This is a genomic window from Myxosarcina sp. GI1, assembly GCF_000756305.1.
In the GTDB taxonomy this organism is placed as follows: Bacteria; Cyanobacteriota; Cyanobacteriia; order Cyanobacteriales; family Xenococcaceae; genus Myxosarcina.
The window spans coordinates 1-13,715 of record NZ_JRFE01000019.1 but is presented as its reverse complement, the minus strand read 5'-3'; the positions used below and the strand labels follow the sequence as shown (position 1 = coordinate 13,715).

The following is a 13,715-nucleotide window of genomic DNA, read 5'->3' as shown; positions in this document are numbered from 1 at the left end:
CGAAATTACCTGAATATGCTTAGTGTTTTAATTCTTTTGCCCTTTGTTGGGGCAGCAATAATTAGCTTATTGTCAACCAAAATAGCTAGCACAGCTCGCAAAATTGCCCTGATAGTTGCTATTAGTAATCTGGCTATCAATTTAGCGATCGCCTTCCAGTTCGAGCCTCAGCACCAAGGTTTTCAATTTGTAGAGAATATTCCCTGGATTGAATGGATTGGCTTAAATTATCACTTGGGAATTGACGGGCTTTCTTTTCCTTTAATATTCCTCAATAGCTTACTGACTTTAATTGCGATCGCCACTACCAGCCCGACTATAGAAAGACCCAGACTCTACTATTCGATGCTGTTACTTTTGACTGGTGGCGCGGCAGGAGCTTTTTTGGCGCAGGATTTACTATTGTTCTTTTTATTTTACGAACTAGAAATAGTTCCTCTCTATATTTTGATTGCCATTTGGGGCGGTAGTAGAAGGGGTTACGCAGCCATGAAGTTTTTGCTATATACTGCTCTTTCAGGAATTTTAGTTCTTGCCTCCTTTTTAGGATTGGTGTGGTTGAGTGGAACCAACAGTTTTGACTATGAAGTTTTACGGCAGCAAAATCTGGCTCTTAATACTCAATTGCTGCTTTTAGCACCGTTATTAATTGGTGTATTTATCAAAATTCCTATCTTTCCCTTTCATACCTGGCTGCCAGATGCACACGTCGAAGCGTCTACACCCATTTCGGTGATGCTGGCAGGAGTGTTACTCAAGCTAGGGACATATGCCTTATTAAGATTTTGTGTGGGTTTATTCCTCGAAGGCTGGACTTATCTGGCTCCTGGGCTGGCGATTTTAGCTGCAATTAGTGCTTTATATGGGGCTTCTTGCGCGATCGCACAAAAAGACATGAAAAAAGTGGTGGCATATTCTTCTATTGCCCACATGGCGTATATTTTGCTGGCAGCTTCCGCTACAACTCGCGTCAGCATGACGGCAGCAGTTTTTCAGATGGTCAGTCACGGCTTAATTTCGGCATTACTGTTTTTATTAGTAGGAACGGTATACAAAAAAACTGGTACGCGCAATGTCGATGAACTTCGAGGATTGCTCAATCCCGAAAAAGGACTGCCAGTTACTGGAGGACTGATGATTTTGGGAGTGATGGCAAGTTCTGGTTTACCAGGCATGGTTGGTTTTATTTCGGAATTTTTGGTATTTAGAGGTAGTTTCCCCATCTTTCCCATACCGACTTTACTATGTTTGGTCGGTACTGGTTTGACTGCGGTTTACTTTTTGTTGGTAATCAATCGCGTTTTCTTTGGACGTTTGGAAGAAAGTTTGGCAAAACTCCCCTCGGTAAAATGGGTAGAACACGCTCCTGCTTTTGCCTTACTGGCTTTAATCTTTACCTTTGGCATTCAGCCAAGTTGGGTGGTTCGCTGGAGTGAGTTGCAAGCCGTAGTTTTACTTACAGGCAATTAAGCTCAGTTAATAGTTATCGATAAAAATATTATGGTTAGCAGCACTAAAATTAGGGCATCAAAATCTCTTTTAATTGACGAATACGTTCAAAAGCTACAGTCGGGAGCGGCTTTACTGCAAGATTCTCCTCAGAACTTGATTGAAGTTGTAGGTGTACTCAAAAGCTATGGTGTGGTTTTAGATGCCTACTCTACCAATTTATGTTACATAGCTAATACACAATTTTTAAAGTTATTTCCGTTTTTTAAATACTTTAATGGCAAGGTTTCTACCCAAAAATTATTCAAACATTGGGGACACGATCGCCTCAATTACGAATATGCCGAATACTGTATGAAATCAATGTTTTGGCATGGTGGCGGTGGACTGGATGAATATTTAGATACTCCAGAATTTTTAGAGGCTGCCCAACAAGTAATCAAAGCCAAGTTTAAACACAATCCTCTAATGCTGGGGATGAATGCCTTATTCACAGATTTTTTGCCAGAACAAATGCGCCAGATGGCATACTATAGCGGACTAGGGCAGTTTTGGCGCGTAATGAGCGATATTTTTCTGGATTTGAGCGATCGCTACGAAGCAGGTGCAATTAAATCCATTCCCAACACTGTAGAATTCATTCTCAATGGCTTGGTTGCCGATGCTAGCAAACCAATTACCTACGAAGTATCTGTTAGAGATAAAACTTACCAGTTAATACCCGAAGCGGCTGGTTTGACTTTTCTCCCCGATACTGCCGTTCCTTACGTAGAAGCAATTTTCTTTCGCGGCACACCTTTTCATGGAACTATTTCTTATAACGCTCAGGCTTATCAAATTCCTTCCGACATCAGTGCTTTTGAATATGGAGCCTTGTTTGCCGATCCCCTACCTATTGGCGGTGCGGGTATTCCGCCGACATTACTGATGCAGGATATGCGTCATTTTTTACCCGATTATCTGCGAGATTTTTATCGTCAAGAAACTAGAGGCGAAGGAGATTTACTAGTTAAAATCTGCCAGAGTTTTCAAAAGTCAATGTTTTGCGTAACTACTGCCGCATTACAGGGGTTGGCTCCTCATCCTTTTGATACTAAAAATTCACAGGAGCAAGAAGCTAACCGTAAATTTCTTAAAGGCTGGTTGAAAAGAATTTTAGAGTCTCAGTTGGTAACGGTTAATAGTGAGTAGTCGAGAGTAAAATCGCTAATTGGTTAACTTTGCTTTACATTCACCCAAAAAGATCGTTTATGCTTTAATCTTGCTTGTGACAGATTTAATGCTTCTCAATATCGAGTATTTTTTGTCTCGATCGGCAATTAAGCAGTAAAATCTTAATTTGCCAAACAGCGAAAATGTGAAATAACTAAAATAATTTCATATTCATCTGTGTACTGCGACTCTTTTGTTAAAAAAGAAAATCATGTTCTAATTTTTCATAGGGACGCAGATTCCAGAATCTTTGCTAAGAGTCGCAAAAGTATCATCTCTAAAATGGAGTAAACAAAATGCAATACAAAAAATTAACTGCCAAGATTCTTAGTCTGGCATTATTGTTAGGATTTACAACTTCTCTTATTGGTTGTGAAACTTCTGGAACTGGTGGAGATGACGAAACTGCTCCTACCGAACAACCTGAAGGAGGCGAACAGCCCGAAGCACCTGAAGGCGAAAGCTAATAATCTTGTTATCTAACAAGTAAGCTATTTATAAGTAAAAAACAACAAAAGGTGACAATATGAATTGCCACCTTTTTTAACTATTTAAGAGTTTTGGCTCGATATTAAGACATCTCTAACATTCTTTGAATAGGCTGCAATGCCGCAACGCGAATATCTTCTGGTAAAGTAACTTCTGGGCTTTTATTCTTCATCGCTAGATAGAGTTTTTCTAAGGTATTGAGCCGCATGTGGGGACATTCATTACAGGCACAGTTGTTGATAGCAGGTGCGGGAATAAATCGTTTGTTAGGAGCGGTTTTTTCCATTTGATGAATGATGCCTGGTTCTGTAGCGACAATAAATTCGCGATCGCTACTTGACTGACAGTATTTTAGTAGTGCGGTAGTCGAACCAATGAAATCAGCATGACGTAAAACCGCAGGTTCGCACTCTGGATGGGCGATAATTTTGGCTGCGGGATATTGGGTTTTTAATTCGACAATTCTTTTTTCGGAGAAAGTTTCGTGAACGATACAGCTACCCTGCCACAAAACTAAATCTCTACCCGTTTGTTCGGCTACATAACGACCCAAGTTGCGATCTGGGGCAAAAATAATCGAGCGATCGCGGGGAATTTGGTTGACTATTTTAACTGCATTAGAACTAGTACAGATAATATCACTTAAGGCTTTAATTTCTGCCGTACAGTTGATATAAGAAATAACCAAATGTTCGGGGTGTGCTGCTTTAAAAGCTTTAAACTCATTAGGAGGGCAGCTATCAGCCAGAGAACATCCTGCATCTAAGTCTGGCAATATCACTAACTTGTCGGGGTTGAGAATCTTAGCCGTTTCTGCCATGAAGTGAACCCCTGCAAAGACAATCACCTCTGCATCGGTACTAGCTGCCTGTTGCGATAATCCTAAAGAATCGCCAATATAATCGGCAACATCTTGAATGTCTGGTTCTTGATAGTAGTGGGCTAAAACAATTGCTTTTAAATCTTTTTTTAGTTCGTCGATCGCGCCAAATAAATCGCTAGGAATACGGCTGGCAGTATTAGTTTTGGGAAAAGCAGTTGCAAACACTAAGTTCTATATCCTTAAAATTTCGTATTATGGTAATTTTCACTATAAATATTATAGTCGATTTTACCAAAAATTGAATCGAGATTAACGATTGCTCAGGTAATCTTTACCCTTTATTCAAATTTTTTAGACTATTACCAATAGTTAACTTCAAACACTGCATTTGCGGAAAATCTCGTTTGATAATAGCGATGGCTCTTTCTTGACACTGGCGGTCTTTAACAATAAATTGCGCCGTACCGTCACCTTGAGAACCAACCCCTTTACCGCCATAGATATAAGGCAGTAAGGGTGGATGAGCCAGTAACTGGTGTAAGACTGGTGCGGTAAGTTGAGTAGGACAAGCAGGGATTAAATGGCGATCGAATTCTGCTTGTGCCTGGCACATCAATTTTCCAATTGCTGCCGCATCTCCTTGTTGTATGGCTAAAACAGCTTGCCGCACCAAAGCAGCATTTATTCTGCCTAAGTATTTCTGGACATTTTCTTGCAGAGAATTTTTAGCGGAGGGATAACATTGATTGAGTTGAGACAAAATCAACTGAGTATTTTTAGCAGCACCCAAATCGACAATAACTAAATAAAGTTCTTGAGGTACTTTTAGACGAGTAACTTCTAGATTATCGCCATCAAAAAACATTAAGATAGGCTGGTTGCCATAAGCACAGGCTAAATCTAATTTGCCACACTGACTTGGGGTAGTTCTCTCTCCTAAATAAGCTAACTCCATTTCTTCTGACAGAGATAAATTTAGCTGGTAAAGTCGATTAAAAGCCCTGGCTACTAAAACGCAAATTGCCGCACTAGAAGATAAGCCTTTTTTTACAGGCAGATCGGTGTGGTAATTATCGATCGCCACACCTTTAACACCATAACGAGTCACAGCCTGATAAGCTACGCCTGCCACATAACTAAAAAATCCTCCCTGTAGTGCGACTTCTAGGAGTTTTTCGGGCTGCATTGCTAATTCCAGACAATCTGTATTGTTTGTAGCTTTAACCTTTAGTAGATGGGGATGAGTTGTTACTTCCGCATAGATCCCTCGATTCGTTCCGACGGCGATCGCATATCCTGGTTCTAACTGAGGATTAACCCGACGATATGCCCCCGCCCAGTCGCTATGTTCGCCAAATAGACAAAGACGACCTGGAACGAAAAGCTTCATAGTATTTTTCGGCAATAAAAACTAAATTAGTAGAGCTATTTCTATTGTACCTGTAACCAAAAAAACCTTAATTCGAGAAAAAGAAATTATTTTTATTTAGTAGTTTTGCTGAGGTGAAACAAGCAATAATCGTTAATACTGAACAAATATAGAAAGTTCTGTTTAGAAAATTTACTTTAAAAAAAGTCGAATTTTCGACTTTACATAAAAAGTTTAAAGCCAATGAGTACCAAAAGACAATGTGCGATCTGTGACACTTTACCCTGTAAGGTTAAGGAAACAGGAAAATTATATTTATGGTTGCCATTAGCACATAGTATTAATAAATTAATTGCTTGTCTTAACTTACATGAGATCGAACATCAATTTTTAAAATCCGAACAATGTTTGATCGTCGAGCTTAAACATACGAAAGTAGTAACTTTAGTAGCCAAAATTGAAACTATCTTAACTAAAAAAGAGTTACAAGATTCTCGCGTATTAATTATAGAAGGAACAAAGTTACCACAATTAAAAGATTTTGCGCGTGTTACTAACTTAAATGAATTTCTCAATCTCAGTCACTCCGATTGGCTCTTAGACTTATTAGCATCAGAAAATTTTATCGGTTATTTTCAACCTATTGTTTATGCAGAAGACACTTCTAAAATTTTTGCCCAAGAGTGTTTGTTACGGGGAGTAGATCGGCAAGGTCAGCTAATTAGTCCTGGGAAACTGTTTGATGCTGCTAGTAAAGCCAACTTAATGTTTCAGTTAGATAAAATAGCGCGATTGACTGCAATTAGCGAAGCAGCAAGACAAAAAATTACCAGCCATATTTTTATTAATTTTGCTCCTACCTCGATTTACGATCCAGTTTTTTGTTTGCGATCGACGGTAGAGGCGATCGAACGACAAACCATACTTACTCGCGATCGCATTGTATTTGAAGTAGTTGAAACCGAGGCTGTTAAAGATATAGAAAGGCTAAAAGATATTTTAGATTTTTATCGCAATGCTGGCTTTTCTGTAGCCTTGGACGATATTGGTGCGGGGTATTCTAATTTAAATTTACTTCACCAGTTACGCCCCGATTTTATCAAGCTCGATATGGAATTAATCCGTAACGTTCATCAAGATCGTTATAAAGCTGTTATTACCGAGAAAATTTTAGAAATCGCTCAAAACTTAAATATTCAAACTATTGCCGAAGGTATTGAGTCGGAAGCAGAGTTAAATTGGGTACGTCAGCATGGTGCTAACTTCGTTCAGGGATATTTTATTGCCAAACCCTCAAATCCTCCCATAACTACAATTTCCAACTCTACAAAAAAATAAACGCTTTTTAGAAAACATTTTGACTGGCAGCGATCGAACAAAAAGCATCACTTCAGCAAAATATAAATGTTGTAAGCAGATATCTTTCCTTCCAGCTATGAACCAGGTTCTAACTTGAGATTTAGTTACAATGCAAAACTAAACCGCTATTAAGATTTGGTAATAAAGACTGTGACTAGAAAATTAAATTCCTTACCCGAACCTCCTGGTAATAAAGGGTTACCATTTATTGGCGAAACCATTGGCTTTTTTACCGATCCTGATTTTAACTCCAAACGTCTGGCTAAATACGGTAAAGTTTATCAAACCAATATTTTTGGTAATCCTACCGTAACTATGGTAGGGGCAGAGGCAAATACTTTTTTATTCCGCAACGAGAATAAGTATGTAGTCTCGCAGTGGCCTAAAAGCACCAGTATTTTACTGGGAGATTTATCTTTAGCGGTACGCAATGGAAGTTTTCATACTTCTCGGCGTAAATTACTCTATCAGGCTTTTCAACCGAGAGCTTTGGCTAGCTATATTCCTACTATGGAAAATATTACCGATGAGTATCTGCAAAGATGGCAGCAAATGGAAACTCTAACCTGGTATCCAGAACTACGCAACTATACTTTTGATATTGCCAGCAATCTTTTAGTCGGTACGGATGGCGGTTCGCAAACACCTTTAGGAGAATTATTTGAAACTTGGTGTGGGGGTTTATTTACAATTCCGATAAATTTGCCCTGGACGAAGTTTGGCAAAGCCTTACGCTGTCGCAAACAACTACTTAAATATATCGAAGCAATAATTATTAAACGCCAACAAGAAGATAGTCTCAGAGAAGATGCCCTGGGTTTACTCATTGATGCCAAAGACGAAGAAGGCAATAGTCTGACTCTAGCAGAATTAAAAGACCAAGTATTGCTACTATTATTTGCAGGTCACGAAACTTTAACTTCGGCGATCGCATCATTTTGTCTGCTTACCGCCCAACATCCAGAAGTAATGCAGCGTTTGAGACAAGAACAACAAGAACTAAATCTATCATCTCCTTTTACTTTAGAAAACCTCAAACAGATGACCTATCTCGAACAGGTGCTAAAAGAAGTAATGCGGTTAATTCCGCCAGTAGGGGGTGGTTTTCGCAAAGTAATCGAACCTTTTGCCTTTAATGGCTATCGTATCCCCAAAGACTGGTCGATTCAGTATCAAATTGCCCAAACCCATAAAGATAGAGAAATATATTCCGAGTACGATCGCTTTCTACCAGATCGCTTTGCACCCGATAGAGAAGAAGATAAAAAGAGCTTTAGCTATATTCCTTTTGGTGGTGGCTTAAGAGAATGTCTGGGTAAAGAATTTGCTCGCTTAGAAATGCGGATATTTGCAGCAAAATTACTACAAAACTATCAGTGGGAACTATTACCAAATCAAAGTCTAGATTTAATCGCAGTACCGACACCCCATCCCCGCGACGGTTTAAAGGTCAAGTTTCGTTGTGTATAAAAATTTCTAATTCAAAGTATTGCCAAGGGTATTGCGAAGATTTAGATTTCAAATAGAATCTGAAAAACGTGAGTTCGGTCAATAGTTCATAGTGTTAAGAGATAATTAGATGATGCTGTAGATATTGAATCTTTTATATTTTAAAATTTGTACTTCGATGAACGAGTTAGCTGCGATCGCAACACATCTCATCTTTGGCGAAGCTATGTCTTTTATGCCTCATGGGATGTGTTATCTCTGGAAACCTGGGCTAGTAGGTTTGCATTTGATTAGTAATGGGATAATTGCCGTATCTTATTTTTCAATTCCAATTGTTTTGGTATACATTCTCCGCCAAAGAACTGATATTCCCTTCAACGGTATATTTCTATTATTTGCAGCTTTTATTCTCTTTTGTGGGACTGGACATGCTTTTGACATTTGGACTTTATGGCATCCCAATTATTGGATATCGGGTTGGATTAGATTACTAACTGCTTTCGTTTCTCTAGCAACTGCGATCGCTCTAACCGCCAAAATATCTCAAATATTAGATTTGCCATCCCCTACTCAAGTCAACAATATAAACCAGCAGCTACAAGAAAAAATTAACAAACTAAATCAGCAACAAGCAATTATTCACCAGCAAGAACAGTTTCTTCGCAGTATTTACAATAATGTGCGAGAAGCAATCTTTGTGGTCGATGTAGCAGCAGATGGTATCTTTCGCTATCGAGGATTTAATTCTGCTGCTAAACGATTAACGGGAGTAGACAATGTAGAAAATAAAACTCCTTTACAAATCTTACCTGCTGAAGCCGCAGCCACGGTAGAAAAGCGCTATAAAAAATGCGTAACATCTAAAACCAGCATTTCTTATGAAGAGTGTTTGCCTTTTCAAAACTGCAATACTTGGTGGCTGACTACCCTAAATCCTGTAGAAGACGAAACTAAAAATATATCTCGCATTATCGGTACGAGTTTGAATATTACCGAGCGCAAAGAAGCCGAACAGGCATTAGCTAAATTAAATGAGGAATTAGAAGCAAGAGTACGGCAGCGTACCGCCCAGCTAGAACATACTAATTCTTTGTTGTTAGCTACTACGGCTACTCTAGAAAAACGCAACCAAGAACTAGATCGCTTTGCCTATGTAACCTCCCACGATCTTAAAGCACCACTAAGAGCAATTGCTCAACTCTCGGAATGGATAGAAGAAGATTTAGGAGACAAGCTGGATGATGATATCAGACATAATATGACCCTATTACGGAGTAGAGTTTGTCGTCTAAACAATCTGATCGAGGGACTATTACAGTATTCTCGGATCGGTAGAATAAAATCGAAACCAGAATCTGTAGATGTGGCAAAAATGTTAATAGAAATAATCGATTCGCTAGATGCGCCCGATAACTTTCAAATTCAGATTCAGGATAATATGCCCACCTTTGTTACCGAATCAATTCCCCTACAGCAAGTGTTTCAAAATTTAATTAGTAATGCTATCGAACATAGCGATCGCGATAAGGTTAAAATTGCTGTATCAGTTAGAGAGTTAGTCGACTGTTACGAGTTTGCTATAGCTGATAACGGACGAGGTATCGATCCTAAATATCACGATCGCATATTTACGATTTTTCAAACGCTAAAAGCGAGAGACATTAAAGAAAGTACGGGAATCGGACTGGCAATTGTTAAAAAAGCTGTCGAGGATCGGGGTGGCAAGATCGAAGTAGAATCTCAAGTTGGCGTAGGAACTACATTTCGGTTTACCTGGAAAAAAGGTTAATTACGCTCTACGATCTCAATAACGTTAGTAATCTACATTCCATAACGTAGCTGAGTTGAGGAACGTCAATAACCTCAAGTGCATAACATGACTGGCTCGTTAACTAGAACAGACAAATAGTTAAAACAAGTTTCTTAGGACGAGCGCCCATCTCTAATTTAAGTTCTTATTGGATTTTTTGTATTGTAACCAGCATAAACAGTATTTCTAAATGAAACAACAATGGCAGCAGGGCAGTTTAATTACTTTAGATATAACCGATCTTAATACTAGTGGTGAAGGGGTAGGCAGACATCAAGGCAAAGTTGTTTTTGTCCCCGATACGGTAACGGGCGATCGCGCCAGAGTCAAATTAACTCAGCTAAAGTCTAAATATGCCAAAGGCAAACTGCAAGAACTATTAATCGCCTCCGAAGATCGTATTCGTCCGCGCTGTATTGTGGCTGATAAATGCGGCGGCTGTCAGTGGCAGCATATAGATTGGGAATATCAACGAGAAGTTAAAAGACAGCAGGTAGCGCAAGCTTTAAAACGTATTGGCGGTTTTGATAATTTACAGATCGAACCTATTATTTATGCACCCTACGCGCTAAATTACCGTAACAAAGCTACCTATCCTCTAGCTAGATCTGCTACGGGACAGGTACAGGCTGGTTATTATCGTAAGGGAACTCATAAACTAATTAATCTCAACCAGTGTCCCGTACAAGATTCTCGTTTGCATCCTTTACTCAAAGAAGTAAAACAAGACATACAGCAGCGTGGTTGGTCTATTTATAACGAAACCACTCATCAAGGAAAACTACGTCATTTAGGCTTGCGTATCGGCAGTCGTACTGGTGAAATGCTGCTAACCTTAGTAACTACAGATTTCTCGCTGCAAGAAATTGAAAAACAGGCAGAGATTTGGCTACAGAGATATGCTCAACTAGTGGGAGTCTGTCTCAATCTCAATTGCGATCGCACCAACGTTATTTTTGGTAGAGAAACTAAGACAGTTGCAGGTAAACCATATCTACGAGAAATTTTTGCAGGAGTCGAACTGCACATAAGTTCCGATACCTTTTTTCAAGTTAATACCGCAGCAGCAGAATTATTACTAGAAAAGATCGTCCACAAATTAAACTTGCAGGGTACTGAAACTATAGTCGATGCTTATTGTGGTATAGGAACTTTTAGCTTGCCTTTAGCCCGAATGGTCAGACAAATTATTGGTATTGAAAGCTATCAAGCCTCTGTAGAACAGGCACGTCAAAACGCTGCTATCAATCAAATTGATAATGCTACTTTTTATGTAGCTAAAGTTGAATACTATTTAAACCAGCTTAAGATAAAACCAGATATAGTGATGCTCGACCCTCCTCGTAAAGGATGCGATCGCGCTGTTATTAAAACTTTATTGAGTTTGCAACCATCTAATATAGTTTATATAAGTTGTCAACCAGCAACTTTAGCTAGAGATATCAAACTTCTCTGTCAATCTAAAATTTATCGACCACATACAGTTCAACCTGCGGATTTTTTCCCCCAAACTACTCACGTTGAGTGCGGAATAGTTTTGAATAGAATTGAGTAATCGCGATCGAAATCACTTTACACAGCAAAAATTTTGTATAATTGAAATAAATAGCCAATCAAGCATATCAATTTTTTACACAACTCAAAGGGGAATATTATGGTTTTGAGGGTTGAATTAACAAGCAGAGCATCCCAAAAACAAACTAAAAATCGAGTTATAAAACTTTCAAAATTAGTCTAATATCGCTCTTACAGGCTTTAAAAGCGTAGATTGCTATTTATATCTGTGCTGAGGTTGCCGCAAGTAGCGAACATTTAAGTTGACTATTGTTTAGAGCAAACTGTGAAATTTATTTTTATTTTTGCAGTAATTTCCAACTTATAAAACAGAAAAATTAACAACTTAAATATTGGCATTGCAGAATTTTAAATAGAGGTGCGATTGGTGATTGCAATACCTATTCCTTGGAGTAGAAACAAATGGAGTACGATGAGCTTTGCTTCGACGCTTTATTTATGTCCCATTTTAGATTTATTATTGGTCAACGTGCCTTCTGAATGGCATGCAGAGTTAAGGCTGGGTTTGCAAGAAGCATTAGTTAATGCAGCCAAACATGGTAATAAACTCGATCCAAACAAAATGGTTATAGTAAAATTCACCGTAACTACTTCAGAATACTGCTGGGTTATTGCCGACGAAGGTAGAGGTTTTTCTCCCAATAGTGCCAATAGGATAAATTTTGCAGATTCTTGTGGTTTTGAAGAATACTTTTTGCCCGAAGAAGAAGCAGAAAGCGGTAGAGGTTTATGTATTTTACACAAAATATTCGATCGCGTCTACTGGAATCGGCAGGGAACCGAGCTAACCCTATCCAAATTAGTAACCAATCCTAATAAACAGCCTGCGATTTATTAAGTTGGTAGATCTTTTAAATAATTTGATATACTAATTAAGCACAAAATTTAATGTGTGGCGACATAGCCAAGTGGTAAGGCCGTGGATTGCAAATCCATTATCCCCCAGTTCGAATCTGGGTGTCGCCTTTTTTTGTTTATATTATTGATACAACATTCCTTAGTTGTTGTATACGAGATCGACTCTGTTCGATTATAAACCTAGGCAAAAGGAGTTTAAGCCATTTTTGTTCAATTCAAATTTGTACTTAGTGGCTTCAAAAGCCTTTATAGAATCAAATTAATGAAATATTAGTTAAAAATTTCAAAATTGCTGAAGTTTTTTTATAAACACTACTTATTTCTTAATTCAACTGTAGAAGCCAAGTAATTGCGCGTAATTTTTAAAGTTTATACAAAACAGAGCTTTCAGCGAACGGTTTGAAAAAATATATAACTGGTAAAATTTGGTTTCTTAATTTCTACTGGCTGCTAACTTTGAATTTTGAATGTTCGTCATAGATTAATATGCAAACCGCTGTATTAAAATGGCAAATTTAGTAAGTCAAAATATTATATTTATTAACAAGAACTTAATTAAGTGGTTATACGGTTATATTTAAAAGCTTCATATTTTTATAATCGTGTGCGTGCATAGAGTATATAAATTTATTCGAGCCGAAATAAAGCTCGATCGCATAGCTTTATCAAAAAAACAGTTATACGAAATTATTCTAGTTAACTTTTAAAAAGAACTACAAAAGACTAGTTCTAAAAACATTTTTTAAAGCTTAATATCTTTTAAATTAGAAATTGTTATGGCTGAGTATACAGTTAACCAACTACTTGATAATGGATTAGGGGATACAGAAAACAGTCTTAGCTGGGCAATAAAACAAGCTAATTCTGGTGATACTATTACCATAAATAACAACGTTACCTTAGATTTGGCTTCTGGGATTAAGCGAATGCAAACTCCCATTGAAGATGACATTACGATTGAGGGTAATGGCTATAGCATTATTGGTGATGGAGACGGCGATTCAAGTACAAAAGGCGATGATAGTCCTTTACTTTTGATTAAATCTGGTACTGTCAATCTCAAGAACTTAACTCTAGAAAATGGAGTAGCTAAAGGAGGAGATGGACTTAATGGTGGCGGTGGCGGCGCAGGAATGGGCGGCGCACTGTTTATCTACGACGGTGATGTTACTGTTGAGAATGTAGATTTTGTTAATAACAGTGCAGTTGGTGGTCTAGGTGCTACTGGCTCTGGTGGCGGTGGTGCTGGCTTTATTGGCGATGGAAATGGTGGCGGTGGCGGTTTGTTTGCCGACAGTACTGGTAACGATGGCGGTTATGGT

Annotated in this window: 10 protein-coding genes, 1 tRNA gene and 1 pseudogene; 10 read left to right on the top strand and 2 right to left on the bottom strand. The window is 38.4% G+C overall.

What is annotated here, in order from left to right:
- The first annotated feature begins 15 nt into the window (after positions 1–15).
- The 3 genes from KV40_RS14250 (at position 16) to KV40_RS34915 (ending at position 3,128) form a co-directional block, all read left to right on the top strand.
- Complete coding sequence (locus tag KV40_RS14250; RefSeq protein ID WP_036482717.1) at positions 16–1,470, top strand: NADH-quinone oxidoreductase subunit M; 1,455 nt, start codon at positions 16–18, stop codon at positions 1,468–1,470.
- A gap of 30 nt (positions 1,471–1,500) precedes the next feature.
- Entirely contained in the window at positions 1,501–2,640 is a 1,140-nt protein-coding gene (locus tag KV40_RS14245; protein ID WP_036482715.1) for a CO2 hydration protein, read from the top strand.
- 317 nt (positions 2,641–2,957) lie between these two features.
- Complete coding sequence (locus KV40_RS34915; RefSeq protein ID WP_156114041.1) at positions 2,958–3,128, top strand: hypothetical protein; 171 nt, start codon at positions 2,958–2,960, stop codon at positions 3,126–3,128.
- Between the two features lie 104 nt (positions 3,129–3,232).
- Here the strand turns inward: KV40_RS34915 and nadA are convergent, their stop codons facing one another.
- Together nadA and KV40_RS14235 are read right to left on the bottom strand one after the other, a co-directional pair.
- Positions 3,233–4,198, bottom strand: a complete 966-nt coding sequence (nadA, locus tag KV40_RS14240; RefSeq protein WP_036482712.1) for a quinolinate synthase NadA — start codon at positions 4,196–4,198, stop codon at positions 3,233–3,235.
- Positions 4,199–4,304: 106 nt separating this feature from the next.
- The gene (locus KV40_RS14235; protein ID WP_036482710.1) at positions 4,305–5,363 is read right to left on the bottom strand and encodes a mevalonate kinase; all 1,059 of its coding nucleotides are present in this window, start codon (positions 5,361–5,363) and stop codon (positions 4,305–4,307) included.
- 222 nt (positions 5,364–5,585) lie between these two features.
- On the opposite strand from KV40_RS14235, the gene KV40_RS14230 reads away from it, so the two are divergent.
- From KV40_RS14230 to KV40_RS14200, 7 genes and pseudogenes are all read left to right on the top strand, one after another.
- Positions 5,586–6,680 (top strand): EAL domain-containing protein, encoded by a 1,095-nt coding sequence (locus KV40_RS14230; RefSeq protein ID WP_036482707.1) that lies wholly within the window; start codon positions 5,586–5,588, stop codon positions 6,678–6,680.
- A gap of 171 nt (positions 6,681–6,851) precedes the next feature.
- Positions 6,852–8,171, top strand: coding sequence for a cytochrome P450 (locus tag KV40_RS14225; protein ID WP_052055640.1), 1,320 nt, complete (start codon positions 6,852–6,854; stop codon positions 8,169–8,171).
- Positions 8,172–8,328: 157 nt separating this feature from the next.
- Positions 8,329–9,939, top strand: a complete 1,611-nt coding sequence (locus KV40_RS14220; protein WP_036482705.1) for an ATP-binding protein — start codon at positions 8,329–8,331, stop codon at positions 9,937–9,939.
- Between the two features lie 211 nt (positions 9,940–10,150).
- The gene (gene rlmD, locus KV40_RS14215) at positions 10,151–11,515 is read left to right on the top strand and encodes a 23S rRNA (uracil(1939)-C(5))-methyltransferase RlmD (RefSeq protein ID WP_036482703.1); all 1,365 of its coding nucleotides are present in this window, start codon (positions 10,151–10,153) and stop codon (positions 11,513–11,515) included.
- Between the two features lie 387 nt (positions 11,516–11,902).
- Entirely contained in the window at positions 11,903–12,373 is a 471-nt protein-coding gene (locus KV40_RS14210; RefSeq protein ID WP_036482700.1) for an anti-sigma regulatory factor, read from the top strand.
- Positions 12,374–12,429: 56 nt separating this feature from the next.
- A tRNA-Cys gene (locus KV40_RS14205) sits at positions 12,430–12,501 on the top strand.
- A 668-nt stretch (positions 12,502–13,169) separates the two neighbouring features.
- Positions 13,170–13,715 (top strand): annotated as a pseudogene (locus tag KV40_RS14200) (hypothetical protein); the annotation flags it as partial.

Coding starts and splice junctions, on each gene's coding strand:
- KV40_RS14230 (WP_036482707.1), top strand. CDS start 5,586: ATGAGTACCAAAAGACAATGTGCGATCTGTGACACTTTACCCTGTAAG.
- KV40_RS14235 (WP_036482710.1), bottom strand. CDS start 5,363: ATGAAGCTTTTCGTTCCAGGTCGTCTTTGTCTATTTGGCGAACATAGC.
- rlmD (WP_036482703.1), top strand. CDS start 10,151: ATGAAACAACAATGGCAGCAGGGCAGTTTAATTACTTTAGATATAACC.
- KV40_RS14250 (WP_036482717.1), top strand. CDS start 16: ATGCTTAGTGTTTTAATTCTTTTGCCCTTTGTTGGGGCAGCAATAATT.
- KV40_RS14220 (WP_036482705.1), top strand. CDS start 8,329: ATGAACGAGTTAGCTGCGATCGCAACACATCTCATCTTTGGCGAAGCT.
- KV40_RS34915 (WP_156114041.1), top strand. CDS start 2,958: ATGCAATACAAAAAATTAACTGCCAAGATTCTTAGTCTGGCATTATTG.
- KV40_RS14245 (WP_036482715.1), top strand. CDS start 1,501: ATGGTTAGCAGCACTAAAATTAGGGCATCAAAATCTCTTTTAATTGAC.